The following is a 22,136-nucleotide window of genomic DNA, read 5'->3' on the forward strand; positions in this document are numbered from 1 at the left end:
CGAGTGGCCTCCGAACGGAAGGCCTTGGGGACCATTATGTGCGGTATTGTTGGAATCGTTGGAAACAGCCCGGTTGCGGGGCGTCTCGTTGATGCGCTGAAGCGGCTTGAGTACCGCGGCTATGACTCCGCGGGTGTTGCCACGATACATGACGGCGAGATGGCGCGTCGTCGTGCCGAAGGAAAGCTCTTCAATCTCGAAAAGCGCTTGGACAGCGACCCGCTGCCGGGAACGATCGGCATCGCGCATACGCGCTGGGCGACCCATGGCGTGCCCAACGAAACCAACGCGCATCCTCATTTCGTCGAGGGTGTTGCTGTCGTTCACAATGGCATCATCGAGAATTTCTCCGAGCTGCGTGACGAGTTGATCGCAGAAGGCGCCGTCTTCGACACGCAGACGGATACGGAAGTCGTCGCGCACCTCATGGCGAAGTATCTGCGTGATGGCCTCGAGCCACGCTCGGCGATGCTCAAGATGCTGAACCGGGTAACCGGTGCTTATGCGCTGGCAATCATGCTGCGGAGCGACCCCGGCACGATCATGGCAGCACGCTCCGGCCCGCCGCTTGCCGTCGGTTATGGCTCCGGCGAAATGTTCCTCGGCTCGGATGCGATTGCCCTTTCCCCCTTCACCAATGAGATCACCTATCTGGTCGACGGCGATTGGGCGGTGCTGACGCGGGATGGCGCGACGATCCTCGACTTTTCAGGCAATGAGGTGCGTCGCCCGCGGCAGATTTCGCAGACGACGGCCTATGTGGTGGATAAGGGCAATCACCGCCATTTCATGGAGAAGGAGATTTACGAGCAGCCCGAGGTCATCTCGCATGCCCTCAGCCATTACGTCGACTTCGCCAGCAACAAGATCAGCGACAACGTCAATGCGATCGATTTCAAGACCGCCTCCGGTCTGGCAATCTCCGCGTGCGGAACCGCCTATCTCGCCGGCCTCGTCGGCAAATACTGGTTCGAGCGCTATGCGCGCCTGCCCGTCGAGATCGATGTCGCCTCCGAATTCCGTTATCGCGAAATGCCGCTGTCGCCATCGCAGGCCGCGCTTTTCATATCGCAGTCGGGCGAGACCGCGGACACACTGGCGTCGCTGCGCTATTGCAAGGACCACGGGCTGAAGATTGGCGCTGTCGTCAACGTGAAAGAATCAACCATTGCCCGTGAGTCGGATGCCGTGTTCCCGATCATGGCCGGTCCGGAGATAGGCGTCGCCTCCACCAAGGCATTCACCTGCCAGTTGGCAGTCCTGGCGTCGCTGGCGCTCGGCGCCGGCAAGGCGAGGGGAACGATCAGCGCGAAACAGGAAACGGAATTGGTCCGTCATCTCGCGGAAATGCCCCGCATCATGAGCCACGTCCTAAACCTCATCCAGCCGCAGATGGAAAGCCTCGCACGCGAGCTCTCGAAATGCCGGGACGTCCTTTATCTCGGTCGCGGCACCAGCTTCCCGCTTGCCATGGAAGGCGCGCTCAAGCTCAAGGAAATTTCCTATATCCATGCCGAGGGCTACGCTGCGGGCGAACTCAAGCATGGGCCTATTGCACTGATTGATGAAAATATGCCGGTGATCGTGATCGCGCCGTTCGATCGTTTCTTCGACAAGACAGTATCGAACATGCAGGAGGTTGCCGCGCGCGGCGGTCGCATCATTTTTATCACCGACGCGGCCGGCGCGGCGGCATCGAAGCTACCGACGATGGCAACAATCGTGCTGCCCAATGTCAACGAAATCATCGCGCCGATGATCTTCTCGCTGCCGATCCAGCTGCTCGCCTACCACACCGCCGTCTTCATGGGCACGGACGTCGATCAGCCGCGCAATCTGGCAAAGTCGGTAACGGTGGAGTGACCGGTCGTCAAATCTTCTGATACTTGTGTGGCACCCCAATTTCTGGCAGCTTTTCAACTAGGAAAGCATGGGGGAGCTGATTTCCGATAGCCGGTCTGCTCAACGGAGTTCATCAGCACGCGATGACGGAAAAACTGCCCCGATTGCCAATAGCTACCCGTATCAGGAACAACTTCCTGGCGGGGCTCATCATTTGTGCGCCAATCGCAATCACGCTGTGGCTGACGTGGTCGATCGTACGATGGGCCGACAGTTGGGTGAAGCCCTATCTGCCTGCGCGCTATGATCCGGATAACTACCTGAACTTCGCCGTTCCCGGCTCCGGGCTGTTGATCGCGCTCGTCGCTATAACCCTGATTGGCTTCCTCGGCAAAAACCTGATCGGCCAAAGTATCGTTCAGTTCAGCGAATCGCTGGTGGTGCGCGTGCCACTGGTACGCAGCATCTATCAGAGCGTGAAGCAAATTTTTGAGACGGTGCTGAAGGACAAGACGAACTCGTTCAAAAAGGTCGGCCTCATCGAATATCCGAGCCCCGGCCTGTGGGCGCTCGTATTCGTCGCGACAGATGCCAAAGGCGAAATTGCCTCAAAATTCAAAGCCATGGGTCAGGACATGGTTTGCGTCTTTCTTCCGCCGACTCCGGTTCCCACGGCAGGATTTCTGATCTTCATCCCACGAGAGAAGATCGTTCCACTCGACATGTCGCCAGAGGACGCTGCAAAGCTCTTGATCTCTGGTGGCCTCGTCACGCCGGAAGAACTTGCCGCGCGCATGGCGAGACAAGAGCGAACGCGCAAGCCACTGCCGGCGCCGATCGAGATGTAACTTCTGCACCTGGCCGGCCTGCATCCGGGATCACGTCAGTTCGTTCGCCGTATCGCAGTGCATGGCGGTTGAAGGATGACATACGCAATGCTGATCAGACTCGCCACCACCGAAGACCGCTCCTCCATTTGGACTGTCATCGAACCGACAATTCGCGCTGGGCAGACCTACACACTCGACCGCGGCATGAGCGAGACCGATGCGCTTGCTTATTGGCTGGGGCCGGACAAAGAGACGTTCGTCGCCGAAGACGAAACGGGCGACATTCTCGGCACCTATTATCTCCGCGCCAACCAGGCGGGCGGTGGCGCACATGTCTGCAATTGTGGCTATATGACCGCAGCAGCGGCGAGCGGCAAAGGCGTAGCACGACAGATGCACGAGCACTCGCTCGTCCGAGCCCGCGAGCGTGGTTTCCGGGCGATGCAGTTCAATTTCGTCGTCAGCGCCAACGAACGCGCCGTTCGCCTCTGGCAATCGCTGGGCTTTGAGACGGTCGGCCGCTTGCCCGGCGCCTTCGAGCACCCGACAAAAGGCTACGTTGACGCTCTGGTAATGTTCCGGACGCTGTAGGGCGGCTTGAGCGCTGGGGGCGGTGGCTCGGCCTCATCCTGCATGCAGGAAGCGGATCGCCTCGTCGCGACGGAATAGGTAGAGCAGGGTACGTACGGCCTTGCCGCGCTCGCTGGTAAGTTCCGGATCGCGCTCGATCAAGTAGGCGGCATCCCGACGGGCGATTTCCAGCAGGTCGGCATGTGCCTCAAGGCTCGCGACGCGAAAGCCCGGGGTCCCCGACTGGCGCGTACCGAGCAACTCGCCTTCGCCGCGCAGCTTCAGGTCTTCCTCCGCGATGCGGAAGCCGTCTTCGGTTTCACGCATGATGGACAAGCGCGCATGACCTGTCTCGCCAAGCGGGCCCTTGTAGAGCAGAATACAGGTCGAAGCCTCGTCGCCACGGCCCACACGACCGCGCAGCTGATGCAGTTGCGCCAAGCCGAAGCGCTCCGCATGCTCGATCACCATGATGGTCGCATCGGGGACATCGACGCCGACTTCCACGACTGTTGTCGCGACCAAGAGGCGGATTTCGCCGTTCTTGAACGCCATCATCGCGGTATCCTTTTCCGGGCCGCTCATGCGGCCATGGATCAGGCCGATACCCGGACCGAGCGACGAGACGAGCGCTGCGTGACGCTCCTCGACCGACATGAGATCGCTCTCTTCGGACTCCTCGACGAGCGGGCAAATCCAGTACGCCTTCTTGCCTTCCGCCAGGGCGCTTTTCAGACGTCCGACGATCTCGCCGATGCGCTCTGTCGGAACAGTGATCGTCTGGATCGGCTTTCGGCCAGCGGGCTTCTCCGTCAGCTTGGAGACGTCCATGTCGCCGAAGGCAGCCAACACCAGAGTGCGCGGGATCGGCGTGGCCGTCATGACAAGCATATGCGGCGTGATACCCTTCGCCGTCAGGCGCAGGCGCTGGTGAACGCCGAAGCGGTGCTGCTCGTCGACGACGGCCAGCATGAGATTGCGGTAGTTGACGCTGTCCTGGAAGAGGGCATGGGTGCCTATGATGATTTGCGCCTCTCCCGATGCGATCCTTTCCAAGATGTCTTCACGCTCGCGCCCTTTGGTGCGGCCGGTGAGGACCTCTATCCCGAGGCCAGCGGAACCGGCAAATTTGGAGATCGTCGCATGGTGTTGGCGCGCAAGGATTTCCGTTGGCGCCATGAGGACCGCCTGGCCCCCGCTTTCGATCACCGCGGCCATCGACAAGAGAGCAACCAGCGTCTTGCCGGAGCCTACGTCGCCTTGGAGCAGGCGCAGCATCCGGTCTTCGCCAGCCATATCCTTCAGGATGTCGGCAATCGCGCTATTCTGGCTGTTGGTCGGCAAAAACGGCAGAGCCTGGAGGATCTGCCTACTGACCTGGCCGGTAGCGTGTACCGGCTGGCCGGCAACCTTACGCAAACGCTGGCGAACGAGGCTCAGCGATAGTTGGCCCGCGAGAAATTCGTCATAGGCAAGCCGGCGGCGGGAAGGGGCTTGCGGGTCGATATCCGAGGGATCGCGTGGTTCGTGGAGTCCATGGAAGGCGTCTGATATCGACGGCAGCCCCTGCTTCTGAGCAAGAGCCAAATCGATCCATTCCGGCAGTTCGGGCGTACGAGGCAGTGCCGCTTCGATGATCTTGCGCAGTGTCTTTGGTGAAAGACCTGCCGTGAGCGGATAAATCGGCTCAACGAGGGGCAGGTTCTCGGCTTCGCTGGCCCTCACGATATAGTCGGGGTGGACCATCGACGCACGGCCGTTGAACCAGTCGATCTTGCCACTAACGGTCACCTCCTCGTCCAAGGGCAGCTGCTTTTCCAGCCAGGCCGCCTGGCCGCGAAAGAAGACAAGGGTTAGTTCGCCGGTTTCGTCGTGTAGTGTGACGCGATACGGAATGTTGCTCTTGCCGCGCGGCGGTGCCTGATGACGATCGACACGCGCCGTGACGGTGACGATCGCACCCTGCGGCGCGCGGGCGATACCCGGTTGGTTTCGACGGTCGATCAGAGAGTGAGGCGCATGAAACAGCAGGTCCACGACACGCGTATCATCTGGCGTCTCGCGCCCGAGCAGCTTCACCAGCAACTCGGCGATCTTTGGGCCGACGCCGGGCAGAGCGGAAACTGGCGAAAACAGCGGATCGAGAATGGCTGGGCGCATGGCGGCAAAATGCGATGAACAATGCGGCCTTGGCAAGGCTGACAAGCCGCTTTCGAGGGTCTATAGAGGCGCATCAACAGGAAGGTAAAGCCATGACGGGTGTGTCACTCTCGAGCGCCGATCTTGATCCGCGTCGCCGCCGAATCCTCTTTCGCTGCTGGCATCGCGGCATCCGCGAGATGGATCTGGTGTTCGGGCAGTTCGCCGAGAAGGAGATCGCCACCCTGTCGGAAGCCGAGCTCGACGAGTTCGAAACCATCATGGCCGAAGAGGACAACGATCTCGTGCGCTGGATTATGGGAACCTGGCCAGTGCCTGAGCGTTTCCAGACGCCGATGTTTGCACGCCTTGCCGCCTACAAGCCCGATTTCGAATATCCAGCCGTCGCCCTCGCCAGGAATGCCTAATGACCTCAGGTTTTGACGCAAGGAAGCTGTCAGCGATCGCCGAGCCGCTGACAATCGGCAATGTGCCGACAGGTATGGAAGCTCTGTTGCTGGCCGATCTGGCACGCGCCGGCGAACCGGTCGCCTACGTCCTCTCCGACGGCCAGCGGATGATAGACCTTGAGCAGATGCTCGGCTTCGTTGCCCCCGAGATCCCGGTGCTAACTCTGCCGGCCTGGGACTGTCTTCCCTATGACCGCGTTTCACCGAGCGCCGACACATCTGCACGCCGTCTCGCGGCGCTGGGCGGTTTGATCGCCCATCACAGGAAACCGCATGCGGCGATCGTGCTGGTGACCGTCAATGCGATGCTGCAGAAAGTTGCTCCTCAAGAGATTATCGAAAGCCTTGCCTTCTCGGCCCGTCCCGGAAACACCGTGCGGATGGACGATATTGCCGGGCGCCTCGAACGCAACGGCTTCGACCGCGTCGCAACGGTTCGCGAGGTCGGCGAATATGCGGTGCGCGGCGGTATTCTTGATGTTTTCGTGCCCGGCTCCGAAGAGCCCGTTCGCCTCGATTTCTTCGGCGATACGCTCGAAAGCATCCGCAGCTTCGATCCGGCAAGCCAGCGCACAACTGGGCAGATCCGCTCGCTCGACCTCAACCCGATGAGCGAAGTCACGCTGACGCCCGATACGATCAGCCGTTTCCGGAAAAACTACCTTTCTTCGTTCGGCGCGGCGACGCGCGACGATGCGCTGTATCTCGCCATATCGGAGGGGAGACGCTACCCCGGCATGGAGCATTGGCTGCCGCTTTTCTACGAGAAGCTGGAGACGGTGTTCGACTATCTCAGAGGCTTCCGGATGGTCACCGATCATACTGTGCGCCAAGCCGCTGAGGAACGCTCCAAGCTCGTCTTCGACTACTATGACGCGCGCCTGAATTCCGGACAGCCCGCCAAGGGGCAGATGGCGCAAGGAACGCCCTATAAGCCGGTGACGCCCGGCCAGCTCTATTTGGACGGAAAGACTTTCGCCAACACGCTCGACGCGTTCAACGCGATGCGCATTTCACCCTTTAACGAGCATGAGGGAGAGGCGCGTCGCGTGATCAATCTCGACGCTCGCCAAGGCGAGCGCTGGGCGCGCTCGAACGCCGAGGGTGGGGGGAATGCTGAGCGCATCAATGTGTTCGACGCGGTTGTGAAGCACATTGCCGACAAGCGCTCCTCCGGTGCGAAGGTGCTGATCACCGCCTGGACGGAAGGATCGCTCGAACGTCTGCTGCAGGTTCTGAACGAACACGGGCTCGAGCGCGTGAAGCCGGTCGGCGCGCTGAAGGAGATCGACGGCCTTGCCAAGGGTGAGGCGGCGGCTGGCGTGCTCAGTCTCGAATCCGGATTTGAAGTCGGCAATCTGGTCGTCATCGGCGAACAGGACATTCTCGGCGACCGCATGGTGCGACGCTCGAAGCGACGCAAGCGTGCCGCCGATTTCATCTCCGAGGTTGCCGGTCTTGACGAGGGCTCGGTCGTCGTCCACGCGCAGCATGGTATCGGCCGATTTGTCGGCCTGCGAACCATCGAAGCGGCCGGTGCACCGCACGCCTGCCTCGAGCTACAATATGCAGACGAGGCGAAGCTGTTCCTGCCGGTCGAGAACATCGATCTCCTGTCGCGCTATGGGGGCGAGGGGACGGAAGCCCAGCTCGACAAGCTCGGCGGCGGCGCATGGCAGATGCGCAAGGCCAAACTCAAGAAGCGGCTGCTTGATATGGCGGATGCACTCATCCGCATTGCTGCCGAGCGCCTGACCCGCCATGCGCCCGTGCTAACGACGCCGGAAGGGCTTTACGACGAGTTTGCCGCTCGCTTCCCTTACGACGAGACGGAGGATCAGGATAATGCCATCGAGGCTGTGCGCTCCGACCTTGGAGCCGGCCGACCGATGGACCGCCTCGTTTGCGGCGACGTCGGCTTCGGCAAGACTGAGGTGGCGCTTCGCGCTGCGTTCGTTGCGGCGATGAACGGCATACAGGTTGCCGTCGTCGTGCCGACCACATTGCTAGCGCGCCAACACTTCAAGACCTTCGCCGAGCGGTTCCGCGGCCTGCCGGTTCGCATCCAGCAAGCCTCGCGCCTCGTCGGCTCGAAGGAGCTGGCGTTGACGAAGAAGGAAGTAGCAGAGGGCAAGACGGATATCGTCGTCGGCACCCATGCGCTTCTTGGCGCCGGGATCAAGTTTGCCAATCTGGGCCTCCTGATCATCGACGAAGAGCAGCATTTCGGCGTCAAGCACAAGGAACGCTTGAAGGAACTGAAAAGCGATGTCCATGTGCTGACGCTCTCGGCGACACCGATCCCGCGCACGCTGCAGCTCGCGATGACCGGGGTACGCGAGCTGTCGCTGATCACGACGCCGCCGGTCGACCGCATGGCGGTTCGCACCTTCATTTCGCCCTTCGATTCGCTTGTCATCCGCGAAACGTTGATGCGCGAACATTATCGTGGCGGCCAGAGCTTCTATGTCTGCCCGCGTCTCGCAGATTTGGAGGACGTACATGCCTTCCTGCGCTCGGATGTGCCGGAATTGAAGGTCGCCGTTGCGCACGGCCAGATGCCGGCGGGCGAGCTTGAGGACATCATGAACGCCTTCTACGAGGGCCGCTATGACGTGTTGTTGTCGACGACGATCGTGGAATCGGGTCTCGACGTGCCAACGGCCAATACGCTGATCGTGCACCGCGCCGACATGTTCGGCCTGGCGCAGCTCTACCAGCTGCGTGGTCGCGTCGGACGTTCGAAGGTGCGCGCTTTTGCGCTCTTCACGCTGCCGGTCAACAAGGTGCTGACGGCGACGGCGGAACGGCGCCTCAAGGTGCTGCAGTCGCTCGACACGCTCGGCGCCGGCTTCCAGCTTGCCAGCCACGATCTCGACATTCGCGGCGCAGGAAACCTGCTCGGCGAAGAGCAGTCCGGCCATATCAAGGAAGTCGGTTTCGAACTCTACCAGCAGATGCTCGAAGAGGCCGTCGCGGAAGTAAAGGGCGTCGATGAGATCCAGGACACCGGCTGGTCGCCGCAGATCTCGGTCGGCACCTCAGTCATGATCCCCGACGGTTACGTGCCGGACCTGCATCTGCGCATGGCACTCTATCGCCGCCTCGGCGAGATCACGGAACTGAAGGAAATCGATGCCTTCGGCGCAGAAATGATCGATCGCTTCGGCCCCATGCCGATCGAGGTCCAGCACCTTCTAAAGATCGTGTATGTGAAATCGCTCTGCCGGGTCGCCAACGTGGAGAAGCTGGATGCAGGTCCCAAGGGGGTGGTCATCCAGTTCCGCAATAAGGAGTTTCCGAATCCAGCGAACCTGGTTGGCTACATCGCCAAGCAGGGAACGATGGCAAAGATTCGGCCGGACCAGAGCGTCTTCCTCACACGCGATCTGCCGACGCCGGAAAAGCGGCTGCAGGGCGCAGCCGTTATCATGACGCAGCTTGCGGAAATGGCGAAGGGGTAAGGGCTCAGTTCATGCCGGCGCGCGCTTCCGCCTTCGCCTTGGCGATGTCGCGGAGCGCGCCTGCCAGAACGTCCGGCGTCTGAGCCCCGCTGACGGCATATTGCTGGTCGAAGATAAAGAACGGCACACCATTCACGCCCATCTTCTGCGCCGCCTCGATCTCTTCGACCACCAGGACCGTATCGGCATCGGAGGCGAGCAGCGACGCAGTGACCGTGCGGTCGAGGCCCGCCTTCTCGGCAACGTCGAGCAGCACGGCATGATCGCCGACATTGCGGCCTTCCTCGAAGTTCGCCTTGAACAGGCCGTTGACGACCTTGTCCGCCTTGTCGCGGTCCTCAACCATTGCCCAATGGATCAGGCGATGCGCATCCAGCGTATTCGGGCCGATCTTGATCGCCTCGAAATCGAAGTTGATGCCGACGTCGCGACCAAGTTCGCTAAGCATCTTGTGCCCCTCAGCGACACGCTCGGCGCCACCAAGCTTCTGCTCCAATGCCTTCTTCTGGTCGACGCCTTCCTTGGGATAGTCGGGGTTGAGGCGGTAGGGGCGCCAATTGATGTCCACGCCGATCTCGTCCTGAACCTCGGCAATCGCAAGCTCCAGCCGCGCCTTGCCAAGATAGCACCACGGGCAGACGACGTCGGAGACAACGTCGATGGTAATGCGTTCCATGGGCTTTTCCTTTTTCTTCCTGAAATCGAACCTTCCCGCCATCTAGGCCCTGTGGCGGGCGACTTCAACCAGGCAGGAAAAGGGAACCGCCTATTGCACGCTCTGATCCCACCACGCCGGCAACTGATAGCCATAGAGCGGCACGGTATCGGGGTGGCCGATCCGTTTGCTACGCGCAACCCATTGCTTATCAACATGATAGAGCGGCAGGACATAGTGCCCCGACAACAGCATTCGATCGTGCGAGCGCACTGCAGCCGTAAAGTCCTCCGCCGAACGGGCGGTGAGGATATGCTGGATCAGCGTATCAACGTCAGGGTCGGCAACGCCAGCAAAGTTGTCAGTGCCATCCCGTTCCTTGGCAGCGGAAGACCAACGTCCGAGCTGTTCGATGCCGGGAGACAGGGATGAGGTGTACGACTTCACGATCACATCGTAGTCAAAACTGCTGGTGCGGCTCTGATACTGCGAATCGTCCACCGTGCGGATTGTCGCTCCAATGCCGAGCAGTTGCAGCGAACGCTGATAGGAGACCGCGAGCTTCTCCTGGTCGGTGTTCTGCGTCATGATTTCGAAGGTGAGCGGACGTCCGTTGGCGTCGCTCATCTTGCCATTCTTGATCGTGTAACCCGCCTCCTTGAGGAGCGCGGCGGCCTGCTTCAGAACATTGCGATCGCGCCCCGAACCATCGGTAACCGGAAGCTTATACGTACCGTCAAGAATCGCTGGATCGATTCGATCCTTGATCGGGCCGAGAAGCTTCAGTTCGCGTTCATCAGCCGGCACGCCGAAGCTCGACAGCTCGGAGTTCTGCCAGAAGCTCTGGGTGCGGATATAGGCGTTCGAGAAGAGGTTCTTGTTCGCCCATTCGAAATCGAAGACCAGCGACAGCCCCTCGCGAAGCTTCGCGTTGGCAAACACCGGCCGCCGCGTATTGAAGACGAAGCCGAACATGCCGCTCGGCAGCTTCGGTTCGAACGTGTCCTTGGCGACGTTGCCCGAGGTGACCGCGGGGAAGTTATACGCGCTTGCCCAATGGCCGGGACTGCCGTCGGGATAGATGTCGACGTCACCCTTCTTGAAGGACTCAAAGAGCGTCGTGTCCTGCAGGAAATACTGGACCGAAATCTGATCGTAATTGTCGAGGCCGACCTTGGCCGGAATATCCTTGCCCCAATAATTGGGATCGCGCTCGAAGGTGATGCTTTCGCCGGGCTTCAGCGCCTTGATCCTGTAGGGGCCGGACCCGACGGGCGGCGTGAGCGACGAACGATCAAATGTCTCTGGATCGATGGCATGCTTCGGCAGGATCGGCGTTGACCCGGCCAGGATCAGCGGGAATTCGCGATCGGCCTTGTCATTAAAGGTGAAGCGAACACTGTGATCGCCGACCTTCTCCATCTTCTCGACGGCATTCAACCGCGTGCTGAAGGGGACGCGGCCCTTGTCCTTGAGCAGATTGAGCGTGAAAATCACATCATCGGGTGTCACCGGCTGACCGTCAGACCATTTGGCGGCCGGGTTGAGATTGAACTGGATGAAGGTCCGGTCTTCATCCCATTCAACGGATTCCGCCAGCAGCCCGTAGAGCGTGAAGGGCTCATCGCGCGAGCGCAGCATCAGCGTTTCGAAGACAAGGTTTCCGTATTCCGGATCCCACATGCCGCGCGCCGTCGTGCGCATGCTTTTCAGGATGAACGGATTGAGGCTATCGAAGGTGCCGACGACGCCATAACTGATCTTGCCGCCCTTCTTCACATCGGGATTAACGTAAGGAAGATTCTTGAAATCGGCGGGTAGGGCCGGCTCGCCATGCATCGCGATGCCATGCACGGGCTCTGCGAGAGCTGCGCTGCCAACCAAGGTGAAAATGACGGGGAGAACGATCCGGAGCATCGTTGAGGTCCTTTCCGGGAACGGCACGATTCGGCGCAAGACTATCACGCGGCCGCGGCAATTCACCATCCGCGCCGAATTCTTTCGGATCACTCCGAAAAGGCCAAAGAAATACTGGATATCTAGCCCGACGCGATGTAACAGGGGAACCCGAAGTCGGGGGTCATGCATTTGCCTCATTGTTTTAAGAGGTGGAGTGCGAACAACCCTGTTGGTGAGGATGGCACGTTGTCGTCCCTAAGGGATTTCAGGAGACGGAATTCGTTATGATGTTCAAGGCTGAAAACAAAACGCGGGCAGCCCTGTCCGTTCTGGCAGTGATGCTTGGTGCTGCAGCGGCTCCGGTATCGTCCTACGCGCAGGAGGCAGCAGCACCCGCCGATGCGCCTGCCACGGCTGCCGGCGCTCCGCGTCTCGGCTGGTACAAAACCTGCAGCAAGCAGGAAGACAATGATGTCTGCGTCGTCCAGAACGTCGTTCTCGCAGGCGGCGGCCAGCTCGTTACGGGCGTCGGCCTCATCAGCGTCTCCGGCAAGATCAACAACAAGAGCCTTCAGGTTTCTGTTCCCCCGGCACGTCTGATCCCGCCAGGTGTAGCGATGCAGATCGACGGCGGCAAGGCACAGAAGATCGACTACCTGATGTGCATGCCCGACCGTTGCGTCGCCCAGATCCCGCTGACCGACGCCATGGTCGCCAGCCTGAAGAAGGGCACCGATCTGGTTCTGACCTCGATCAACTTCCGTCGTGCGCCGAACCCGATCAAGATCTCGCTCGAAGGCTTCACCGGCGCATTCGATGGCGAAGCGGTTTCCGCCTCCAAGCTCGCCGAAAGCCAGAAGAGCCTGCAGGACAGCATGCAGAAGAAGGCTGACGAAGCGCGCAAGAAGCTCGAAGAAGCCCAGAAGGCTGCCAAGGCTCAGTAATCTGGCCCATCGGAATTGTCGAAGAACCCGGCCTCGCGCCGGGTTTTTTGTTGCCCAATCCAGACAAAGAAAAACCCCGCGGCGAGCGGGGTTTTGAATTATGGCAGTGAACGTTAGTGGGCGAAGCTCATCTTGGGTTTGAACTGCCCCGTCGGTGCCATATCGAAAATCTGATAGACCTGTTCGTTGCGGAGCGGGACGCCGCTCTCGTCGTTCACCAGGTTCTGCTCGGATACGTAGGCAACGTATTCGTTTTCATCATTCTCTGCCAGCAGGTGATAGAAGGGTTGATCCTTGCTGGGGCGCACTTCGGCGGGAATGGAGTTCCACCATTCTTCCGTGTTCGCGAATTCCGGATCGACATCGAAGATGACGCCGCGAAACGGAAATACCTTGTGCCGAACCACTTCGCCGATACTGAACTTAGCTACTCTTTCTTTCATGGTACGACTTCCTTTCATCACCTGATTTGGTGATTGGCCCCACTCAAATCAAGATTTGTGCGGGATCTCGTCACATGAGTGTCACATACGCCATTTGACGACCATGACATCGGTCGGTGAAGCCCCGGCGGGAGCCGGGGCCTCGGTTTTGAGATCAAGCCGAATAGTACATGTCGTATTCGACTGGGTGCGGGGTCATGTCGTAGCGCATGACTTCCGTCATCTTCAGCTCGATGAAGCTGTCGATCTGGTCGTCGTCGAAGACGCCGCCAGCGGTCAGGAACTTGCGGTCCTTGTCGAGGCTTTCCAGCGCTTCGCGCAGCGAGCCGCAGACAGTCGGGATCTTCTTCAGTTCCTTCGGCGGCAGATCGTAGAGATCCTTGTCCATGGCCTTGCCAGGATGGATCTTGTTCTTGATGCCATCGAGGCCAGCCATCAGCATCGCTGCAAAGGCGAGGTACGGGTTCGCCATCGGATCCGGGAACCGGACTTCGACGCGCTTTGCCTTCGGGTTGCTGCCGAACGGAATGCGGCATGAAGCCGATCGGTTGCGCGCCGAATAGGCGAGCAGAACCGGTGCTTCATAGCCCGGGACGAGACGCTTGTAGGAGTTCGTCGACGGGTTGGTGAAGGCATTCAGCGCCTTGGCATGCTTGATGATGCCACCGATGAAGTAGAGGCAGGATTCGGAAAGACCTGCATACTCGTCGCCGGCGAAGCCTGGCTTGCCGCCCTTCCAGATCGAAAGGTGTACGTGCATGCCCGAACCGTTGTCGCCGAAGATCGGCTTCGGCATGAAGGTTGCCGTCTTGCCGTAGGCGTTGGCGACTTGGTGCACGACGTACTTGTAGATCTGCATCTTGTCGGCGTTGCGAACGAGCGTGTCGAACTTGATGCCGAGCTCGTGCTGAGCAGCAGCCACTTCGTGGTGGTGCTTCTCGACGACAACGCCCATTTCCGACAGAACCGTCAGCATTTCGGAACGCATGTCCTGGCAGCTGTCGATCGGCGGAACCGGGAAGTAGCCGCCCTTGACGCGCGGACGGTGACCGAGGTTGCCGGTCTCGTATTCGGTGTCGTCGTTGGACGGCAGTTCCGTGGAGTCCAGCTTGAAGCCAGTATTGTAAGGGTCGGCCTTGTAGCGAACGTCGTCGAAGACGAAGAATTCAGCTTCCGGGCCGACGAAGACCGTGTCGCCGATACCGGATGCCTTCAGGTAAGCTTCAGCCTTCTTGGCGGTGCCGCGCGGATCGCGGTTATAGGCCTCGCCGGAGACGGGATCGAGGATATCGCAGAGGATGACCATGGTGGACTGCGCGAAGAACGGGTCCATGTGGACCGTTTCCGGGTCGGGCATCAGCACCATGTCGGATTCGTTAATGGCCTTCCAGCCAGCGATCGAGGAACCGTCGAACATGACGCCATCGGCAAACATGTCTTCGTCGACACACACGACGTCCATCGTGACGTGCTGCAGCTTGCCCTTGGGATCGGTGAAGCGCAGATCGACGAACTTGACGTCGTTTTCCTTGATTTGCTTAAGAATTTCGCTTGCGGTCGCCATTAAATAGTTCCTTTATTTGAGATGACGATACTTTGGCTCGCCGGAAAGGCGATAAAGATTAGATTGCGTCGATACCGGTCTCGCCGGTACGAATGCGGATGACTTCTTCCACATTTGACACGAAAATCTTGCCGTCGCCGATGCGTCCGGTTTGTGCGGCCTTGCGGATGGCGTCGATGACGGCTTCCGCATTCTCGTCCGCGAGAACGACTTCCACCTTCACCTTCGGCAGAAAGTCGACAACATATTCAGCGCCACGGTAGAGTTCCGTATGGCCTTTCTGGCGACCGAAGCCCTTCGCTTCCGTAACTGTAATGCCCTGCAGGCCAACTTCCTGAAGGGCTTCCTTCACTTCGTCGAGCTTGAAGGGCTTGATGATCGCTTCGATCTTTTTCATGAGAAAATGACTCTCCGCTTCTCCCGTTAATGGCAGGCTCAGACCTGCTGCCGTGATGATGCAGTTATCGTGCCAGTTGGGAAGCTGATTTTTCGAAAAATGAGCCTCGCTGCTCATAAAAGTCCGCAATCTCGGGGATTTTCATCGATTTTCAGCCCAGAACTTTCCAGAATCGATCCGCCAGACGCAATTTCGGGCCGTTTTTCGGAACATTCGCCCGCACTAATGGTCCGCACAAATGCGCGGCAATTGTATATTTTTTATGCATTTGATTATTTTATGAGCTCACCACCAATCAATCAGCCGGTTGTTATTTAGGCGATTTCTGTTTGAATGCGGCGATGATCGATGAAATCTCCGAGTTACTCCTTACTCCAGAGGAAATGACGGCAGTCGATGCGGCGGCAACGGGATCCGGGATCGACAGCTATGCGCTCATGGAGCGCGCAGGAGCAGCAATTGCCGCCACCTTGTTGCGTCATTTTCCCACCGTCCTTCGCGCCGTCGTCCTTTGCGGGCCTGGCAATAACGGCGGCGATGGCTATGTCGCAGCGCGCCACCTGGCAGAGAGCGGCGTTGCCGTGGAGATTTTCCAGTTGGGGGAACCGGGGAGGCTCAAGGGAGATGCCGCTCGGGCAAGGGATAGCTTCCCGACCATGGTTCGGCCACTTGAATCCTATCAGCCGCGGAGCGGCGATGTGGTGATCGACGCCATCTTTGGCGCTGGCCTTGCACGTGATGTTCCGGCCGACGTTAGAGACGCAATCGAACGGGTAAGTGGAGCAGGTGTGCCGGTTATTGCCGTCGACCTGCCATCCGGTGTTGATGGTCGCAGCGGATCGGTCCTACGCGCTGCATTTGCCGCCAGCAGAACCGTCACCTTCATGACGCGAAAGCCCGGGCATCTCCTGATGCCGGGGCGCAAACTCTGCGGTGAACTCGAAGTCTTTGATATCGGCATACCCGGCCGCATCATCCGCGCAGCGAAGAAACAGCAGATCGCCGAAAATAGACCCGAACGTTGGCGTGAGGTTTTGCCTTCTGCCGGCCTGGAGACACACAAATACAAGCGAGGTCACCTAGTCGTCTTCTCCGGCGAAGCGAGCAAGACAGGCGCCGCGCGGATGTCTGCTATGGCAGGGCTGAAGGCGGGGGCAGGGCTGGTGACAATCGCCACGCCGGACGATGCGATCGACGAGAATGCAGCACATCTGACCGCGATCATGCTGCATCCGATCGAGGACGAGGCGGCACTCCGCGATTGGCTGCATGACGCGCGGCTGCAGACCTTCGTTCTCGGGCCGGGTTTCGGCGTAGGCAAGAAGGCACGTCGGTTCGTCGCCGCGTTGTCCGAGAGGCATCTGGTGCTGGATGCCGACGGGCTCTCCTCGTTCAAAAGTGCCCCTGACGAGCTGTTTTCAAAGTTTTCCGGCAAGCCGCGTCTAGTGCTTACGCCACACGAGGGCGAGTTCGGTAGACTGTTTCCCGATATCGCCGCCGACACCGCCATGGGAAAGGTCGAAAAGGCGCGAGCAGCAGCGACACGGGCAAACGCCGCAATCGTCTACAAAGGGGCTGACACCGTCATCGCCTCACCCGACGGCAGAGCTTACATCAACACCAACGCACCCGTTTGGCTCGCGACCGCCGGCTCCGGTGATGTTCTGGCTGGGATCATCGGAGCGCTCATGGCTCAAGGAGTTCCCGCTTTCGAGGCCGCCGCTGCGGGCGTCTACATGCATGGAGAGGCCGGCATGCGGGCGGGCAAAGGACTGACGGCGGAAGACCTGGCGACGCAGGTTCGTCCGCTCTGACGACAGGCCTACCGCGACACCGCTTCCTGCAATGCCATTGCTCCAAAGGGCGCATTGACTTTGCCTTCGTGGATCATGAAGGCGAAGACATCCCGCGGCTCGGCCGCAACCTGGCGCTCGCCATCAATCAGAGGCAGATCGCCCGGTACCTTGCCATCCGCCCAGGTTTCGAGGCGCGTGGCCCAAGCTTTCAAATCACTCGGCGCGTAGCAGGTCTTGATCTCATCGGAACCTTGCTGCAGGCGCGCATAGACAAAGTCGGCCGTAACATCCGCTATCATCGGGTAGTCGAAATGCTCGGCGACAACTGGTGCGACGGCATATTTCTCCAGCAGCGCCACGAACTCGGGAACCTTGAAGGAATCGTGTCGGACCTCGACGACGTGCCTCAGGGGAAGCCCGTCCTGCTTTGCCGGCAGCAGCTTGAGAAAGCCTTCGAAATCATCCGGATCGAACTTCTTCGTCGGTGCGAACTGCCAGAGGATTGGTCCAAGGTGCGGACCAAGCTCCGTTAAACCTTGCGTCAGGAAACGCTCCATCGACTCGCCAGCCTCCGCCAGCACGCGACGATTGGTGACAAAACGGCTGGCCTTGAGCGAAAAGATAAAGCCGTCAGGCACATCCGCAGCCCATTTGGCGAAGGTTTCCGGCTTCTGCGAGCTGTAATAGGTGCCGTTGATCTCGATGACCTTCAGCTGGCGGCTTGCGTAGTGCAGCTCGTCCTTCTGCTTCAGATCCCCAGGGTAGAAGTGGTCCCGCCATGCCTCGAAGGTCCAGCCGCCGATGCCGACGCGAACATTGCCGGATTTCGTCATTCCTTCCTCCTCTGATTATATCTGTGCGTCGACATGCTTTGCCATGTCGACGATCACCCATCCTGGCCTATGCGGATTTTCGCGGCGACCCGTTTCCTGAAAGCCAAATGCTCGATAGAGCGCAATATTCCGTTCCATGCGCGCATTCGTGTAGAGACGCACTTCCGGAAGCTGCCATTCCCGCGCGGTCGCTTCCACCCATCTCAGAATGGCAAGACCGTGACCGCCGCCCTGAAATTTCGGCGAGACGGCGACGCTGAAGAGCATCACATGGTCCGGGTGCCGCTCAATGACGGCCAGACCGGCAAGCCCGCCGAGTACCTCCCGCAGCCAGACCTCACCGCGTTCAATGCGCGGCGCGTAGTCCTCGGTGACGGGGATCGGCGGGCGCCCAAGCAGACGCGTATATGGAGCATAGGCTTCGGCGGTCAGCGCTTCGACCGCCTGCAGATCATCGAGCGACGCCGCTCTCAGCATCACTCAGCTGCCACTACGGCTTTTCCAGCAGGTCGCCGTTCAAGCAACTCCTTCAGGAATTGCCCGGTATAGGACCGCTTCTCCTTGACGATCGCTTCAGGCGTGCCGACGGCGACGATTTCGCCGCCACCATCGCCGCCTTCCGGACCGAAATCGAGAATCCAGTCCGCGGTCTTGATCACCTCGAGATTGTGCTCGATCACAACGACCGAATTACCCTGATTGACCAGCTCCTGCAGCATCTCCAGGAGCTTGGCGACATCGTGGAAATGCAGGCCAGTCGTCGGCTCGTCCAAGATATAGAGGGTACGGCCGGTCGACCGCTTCGACAGCTCCTTGGCCAGCTTGACACGCTGCGCCTCGCCGCCGGACAGCGTATTGGCCTGCTGCCCGACCTTGATGTACCCAAGGCCAACATCCTTCAACGCCTGCAGCTTGTCACGCACGGCTGGAACAGCCGCGAAGAAGTCGACGCCTTCCTCGACAGTCATATCCAGCACGTCGGCAATCGACTTGTGCTTGAACGTGACGTCGAGCGTTTCCCTGTTGTAGCGCTTGCCATGACAGACATCGCAGGTGACGTAGACATCAGGCAGGAAGTGCATCTCGATCTTGATGACGCCGTCGCCCTGGCAGGCTTCGCAGCGTCCGCCCTTGACGTTGAACGAGAAGCGTCCCGGCTGATAGCCGCGCGCCTTCGCTTCCGGCAGACCGGCAAACCAGTCGCGGATCGGGGTGAACGCGCCCGTATAGGTCGCGGGGTTGGAGCGCGGCGTGCGGCCGATCGGCGACTGATCGATGTCGATGACCTTGTCGATGTGCTCGAAACCGTCGATGCGGTCATGATCGGCGGGAATTTCACGCGCGCCCATGACGCGCCGCGCGGCAGATTTATACAGCGTCTCGATCAGGAACGTGGACTTGCCGCCCCCCGATACGCCGGTAACGGCCGTAAAGACGCCGAGAGGGATGGAGGCGGTGACATTCTTCAGATTGTTGCCGCGGGCACCGACGACCTTGATCTCCTTGCCCTTCTTGGCCTTGCGCCGTTCGTCTGGAACCGGAACGCCGAGTTCACCGGACAGATATTTGCCGGTCAGCGACTTCGGGTTCGCCATGATCTCTTGCGGCGTACCGTGGGCGATCACCTGGCCACCATGGATGCCGGCCGCCGGACCGATGTCGACGACATCGTCGGCGGTCAAGATCGCGTCCTCGTCATGCTCGACCACGATCACGGTATTGCCGATATCACGAAGGTGCTTCAGCGTATCGAGCAATCGAGCGTTGTCGCGCTGATGCAGGCCGATCGACGGCTCGTCGAGGACATACAAGACGCCGGTCAGGCCGGAACCGATCTGCGACGCCAGCCGGATGCGCTGGCTCTCGCCACCGGACAAGGTCCCGGAGTTTCGCGACAGGCTGAGATAGTCCAGGCCGACGTCATTGAGGAAGCGCAGGCGGTCGCGGATCTCCTTGAGGATGCGAACGGCAATCTCATTCTGCTTGGCGCTCAGCGACTGCGGCAGAACTTCGAACCAGTCGCGGGCGACGCGGATCGACATGTCGGTCACCTGGCCGATATGCAGCGCGTTGATCTTGACAGCAAGTGCCTCCGGCTTCAGGCGATAGCCGCCGCAAGACGGGCAGGGGGCCGCCGACATATAGCGCTCGATTTCCTCGCGCGCCCAGGCGGAATCCGTCTCCTTCCAGCGGCGCTCGAGATTGGTGATGATGCCCTCGAAATTCTTATGCGTGGTATAAGACCGCGCACCATCGGCATAGTGAAACTCGATCTTCTCGTCGGTGCCATTCAGGATGACGTCCTTGACCATATCGGACAGATCGTTCCACCGCGCACCGAGCTTGAAGCCGTAGTGTTTACCGAGGGCCTCCAGCGTCTGGTTGTAATAGGGCGATGTCGACTTCGCCCACGGCGCAATGGCGCCATCGCGTAGCGTGCGCTCAGGCTCGGGCACGATCAGATTGGCGTCGATCTTCTGCTGTGCGCCAAGACCGTCGCAGGTCGGGCAGGCGCCGGCTGGATTGTTGAAGGAAAAAAGCCGCGGCTCGATCTCGGGAATGGTGAAGCCCGACACCGGGCAGGCGAATTTTTCCGAGAAGAGGACTCGCTCGTGCGTTTCGTTGAGCGACTTGTTGGCAGACCCGCCGGCGGCGGTTTCTTCCAGCGGCAACGGCTTGTCGGCGAACTCCGCAACGGCCAAGCCGTCGGCAAGCTTTAGCGAGGTCTCGAAGCTGTCTGCGAGCCGCGATGCCATATCGGGGCGGACGACAATGCGGTCGACCACGATATCGATATCGTGCTTGTACTTCTTATCCAGGCCTGGGACGTCCGCGATCTCGTAGAACTGGCCATCGACCTTCACGCGCTGGAAGCCCTTCTTCATCAGGTCCGCCAGCTCTTTCTTGTACTCGCCCTTACGCCCGCGCACGAGCGGCGCGAGGATGTAGAGACGCGTGCCTTCCCCGAACTCCAGCACGCGGTCGACCATCTGGCTGACCGTCTGGCTCTCGATCGGTAGCCCGGTTGCAGGCGAATACGGTATGCCGACGCGCGCAAAGAGCAGACGCATGTAGTCGTAGATCTCGGTCACCGTACCGACCGTCGAGCGCGGATTGCGCGAGGTCGTCTTCTGCTCAATCGAAATCGCCGGCGACAGGCCGTCGATTTGATCGACGTCGGGCTTCTGCATCATTTCGAGGAACTGGCGCGCATAGGCCGACAGGCTTTCGACATAGCGCCTCTGGCCTTCCGCATAGATCGTATCGAAGGCAAGCGACGACTTTCCGGATCCCGAAAGGCCGGTCATGACGATCAGTTTGTTTCGCGGCAGATCGAGATCGATGCCCTTCAAATTGTGCTCGCGCGCGCCGCGGATGGAAATCGTCTTCAGTTCGCTCATCGTCTTCTGCTTCTGTGCTGGAACAAGCCCCTTATTTAGTGATGCCGGCTGGCGAGTCGAGGCTCAATGTCCGTCTGCTGCAAGGTTTTCGATTCGGTTGACAGGATCATAGGGATAAACTAGAACAAATAAAGAACAAAATTCTCTGTGGATGAACCGGCTATGGGCGCCCATCGCCGGCGCCCTATGGTTTAAGGTGCACCGATTGTTTCAAGCGCCGCCGGGCAGGGCGGCAGGTAAGGTGAAAGTATGGCTGGCAGCGTAAACAAGGTAATTCTGATCGGGAACGTGGGCGCTGACCCCGAAATCCGGCGGACCCAGGATGGCCGGCCGATCGCCAATCTTCGCATCGCGACGTCCGAGACCTGGCGCGACCGCAACTCTGGCGAACGCCGCGAGAAGACGGAATGGCATACTGTCGTGGTCTTCAACGAGGGCCTCTGCAAGGTCGTCGAGCAGTATGTGAAGAAGGGCGCCAAGCTCTACATCGAAGGTGCGCTGCAGACCCGCAAGTGGCAGGACCAGAATGGCCAGGACCGCTATTCGACGGAAGTCGTTTTGCAGGGCTTCGGCTCGACGCTGACGATGCTCGACGGTCGCGGCGAGGGCGGAGGCGCAAGCTCCGGCTTTGGCGGCGGTCGCAGCAGCAATGCCGGCGGTGGCGATTTCGGTGGCGGCGGTGGCTACGGCGACGATTACGGCGCGCCCTCGCAATCGTCCGGCCGCAGCAGCGGCGGTAGCGGCGGAAACTTCTCGCGCGACCTCGACGACGATATCCCGTTCTGATCGAAGCCGTCATCACGGCATCTCTGACGGCGCGCCGAGAGGTGCGCCGAACGCGTTTTGGCTCGAGGCTCGGCGCAGCCGGCTCTTTCTCACGGGCCCAAGA

At 60.0% G+C, this 22,136-nt stretch carries 17 protein-coding genes; 8 read left to right on the plus strand and 9 right to left on the minus strand.

Annotated features, from left to right (window positions below; translation table 11 throughout):
• Nucleotides 1–36: 36 nt before the first annotated feature.
• The 3 genes from glmS (at nucleotide 37) to FHX16_RS22695 (ending at nucleotide 3,263) form a co-directional block, all read left to right on the plus strand.
• Nucleotides 37–1,863, plus strand: a complete 1,827-nt coding sequence (glmS, locus tag FHX16_RS22685) for a glutamine--fructose-6-phosphate transaminase (isomerizing) (RefSeq protein WP_183864560.1) — start codon at nucleotides 37–39, stop codon at nucleotides 1,861–1,863.
• Nucleotides 1,864–1,985: 122 nt separating this feature from the next.
• Entirely contained in the window at nucleotides 1,986–2,690 is a 705-nt protein-coding gene (locus tag FHX16_RS22690) for a DUF502 domain-containing protein (protein WP_183864559.1), read from the plus strand.
• Nucleotides 2,691–2,777: 87 nt separating this feature from the next.
• A complete protein-coding gene (locus FHX16_RS22695; protein WP_183864558.1) occupies nucleotides 2,778–3,263 on the plus strand; it encodes a GNAT family N-acetyltransferase in 486 nt (161 codons plus the stop codon).
• A gap of 33 nt (nucleotides 3,264–3,296) precedes the next feature.
• On the opposite strand, the gene recG is transcribed toward FHX16_RS22695, so the two are convergent.
• The gene (recG, locus tag FHX16_RS22700) at nucleotides 3,297–5,402 is read right to left on the minus strand and encodes an ATP-dependent DNA helicase RecG (protein WP_183864557.1); all 2,106 of its coding nucleotides are present in this window, start codon (nucleotides 5,400–5,402) and stop codon (nucleotides 3,297–3,299) included.
• A gap of 92 nt (nucleotides 5,403–5,494) precedes the next feature.
• On the opposite strand from recG, the gene FHX16_RS22705 reads away from it, so the two are divergent.
• Both FHX16_RS22705 and mfd read left to right on the plus strand, forming a co-directional pair.
• Complete coding sequence (locus FHX16_RS22705) at nucleotides 5,495–5,809, plus strand: succinate dehydrogenase assembly factor 2 (protein ID WP_183864556.1); 315 nt, start codon at nucleotides 5,495–5,497, stop codon at nucleotides 5,807–5,809.
• A complete protein-coding gene (gene mfd / locus FHX16_RS22710; RefSeq protein WP_183864555.1) occupies nucleotides 5,809–9,315 on the plus strand; it encodes a transcription-repair coupling factor in 3,507 nt (1,168 codons plus the stop codon). Before FHX16_RS22705 ends, mfd begins: the two co-directional genes overlap by 1 nt.
• 4 nt (nucleotides 9,316–9,319) lie before the next feature.
• Here the strand turns inward: mfd and FHX16_RS22715 are convergent, their stop codons facing one another.
• Nucleotides 9,320–9,991: a DsbA family oxidoreductase gene (locus FHX16_RS22715; protein WP_183864554.1), complete on the minus strand. Its 672-nt coding sequence runs from the start codon at nucleotides 9,989–9,991 to the stop codon at nucleotides 9,320–9,322.
• Between the two features lie 90 nt (nucleotides 9,992–10,081).
• Nucleotides 10,082–11,887: an extracellular solute-binding protein gene (locus FHX16_RS22720; RefSeq protein ID WP_183864553.1), complete on the minus strand. Its 1,806-nt coding sequence runs from the start codon at nucleotides 11,885–11,887 to the stop codon at nucleotides 10,082–10,084.
• 266 nt (nucleotides 11,888–12,153) lie between these two features.
• On the opposite strand from FHX16_RS22720, the gene FHX16_RS22725 reads away from it, so the two are divergent.
• A complete protein-coding gene (locus FHX16_RS22725) occupies nucleotides 12,154–12,813 on the plus strand; it encodes an invasion associated locus B family protein (protein ID WP_183757271.1) in 660 nt (219 codons plus the stop codon).
• A 113-nt stretch (nucleotides 12,814–12,926) separates the two neighbouring features.
• Here the strand turns inward: FHX16_RS22725 and hspQ are convergent, their stop codons facing one another.
• The 3 genes from hspQ to FHX16_RS22740 form a co-directional block, all read right to left on the minus strand.
• Nucleotides 12,927–13,256, minus strand: coding sequence for a heat shock protein HspQ (hspQ, locus tag FHX16_RS22730; protein ID WP_016553964.1), 330 nt, complete (start codon nucleotides 13,254–13,256; stop codon nucleotides 12,927–12,929).
• A 154-nt stretch (nucleotides 13,257–13,410) separates the two neighbouring features.
• Nucleotides 13,411–14,820 (minus strand): type I glutamate--ammonia ligase, encoded by a 1,410-nt coding sequence (glnA, locus tag FHX16_RS22735; protein ID WP_016553963.1) that lies wholly within the window; start codon nucleotides 14,818–14,820, stop codon nucleotides 13,411–13,413.
• A 58-nt stretch (nucleotides 14,821–14,878) separates the two neighbouring features.
• Nucleotides 14,879–15,217, minus strand: coding sequence for a P-II family nitrogen regulator (locus tag FHX16_RS22740; protein ID WP_003539626.1), 339 nt, complete (start codon nucleotides 15,215–15,217; stop codon nucleotides 14,879–14,881).
• A 341-nt stretch (nucleotides 15,218–15,558) separates the two neighbouring features.
• Between FHX16_RS22740 and FHX16_RS22745 the strand changes: the two genes are divergently transcribed.
• A complete protein-coding gene (locus FHX16_RS22745; RefSeq protein WP_183864552.1) occupies nucleotides 15,559–17,031 on the plus strand; it encodes an NAD(P)H-hydrate dehydratase in 1,473 nt (490 codons plus the stop codon).
• 8 nt (nucleotides 17,032–17,039) lie between these two features.
• On the opposite strand, the gene FHX16_RS22750 is transcribed toward FHX16_RS22745, so the two are convergent.
• Genes FHX16_RS22750 through uvrA form a run of 3 tightly spaced genes read right to left on the minus strand, consistent with a single transcriptional unit; the run spans nucleotide 17,040 to nucleotide 21,247 of the window.
• Nucleotides 17,040–17,846 (minus strand): DUF72 domain-containing protein, encoded by an 807-nt coding sequence (locus tag FHX16_RS22750; protein ID WP_183864551.1) that lies wholly within the window; start codon nucleotides 17,844–17,846, stop codon nucleotides 17,040–17,042.
• Nucleotides 17,847–17,861: 15 nt separating this feature from the next.
• The gene (locus FHX16_RS22755) at nucleotides 17,862–18,326 is read right to left on the minus strand and encodes a GNAT family N-acetyltransferase (protein ID WP_183864550.1); all 465 of its coding nucleotides are present in this window, start codon (nucleotides 18,324–18,326) and stop codon (nucleotides 17,862–17,864) included.
• Nucleotides 18,323–21,247, minus strand: coding sequence for an excinuclease ABC subunit UvrA (gene uvrA, locus FHX16_RS22760; RefSeq protein WP_183864549.1), 2,925 nt, complete (start codon nucleotides 21,245–21,247; stop codon nucleotides 18,323–18,325). The genes FHX16_RS22755 and uvrA overlap by 4 nt, the downstream gene beginning before the upstream one ends.
• Nucleotides 21,248–21,496: 249 nt before the next feature.
• Here uvrA and FHX16_RS22765 point away from each other — a divergent pair, with 249 nt between their 5' ends.
• A complete protein-coding gene (locus FHX16_RS22765; protein ID WP_183864548.1) occupies nucleotides 21,497–22,033 on the plus strand; it encodes a single-stranded DNA-binding protein in 537 nt (178 codons plus the stop codon).
• The last annotated feature ends 103 nt before the right edge of the window (nucleotides 22,034–22,136 follow it).

Source organism: Rhizobium sp. BK661 (assembly GCF_024808825.1).
Classification (GTDB): domain Bacteria; phylum Pseudomonadota; class Alphaproteobacteria; order Rhizobiales; family Rhizobiaceae; genus Rhizobium.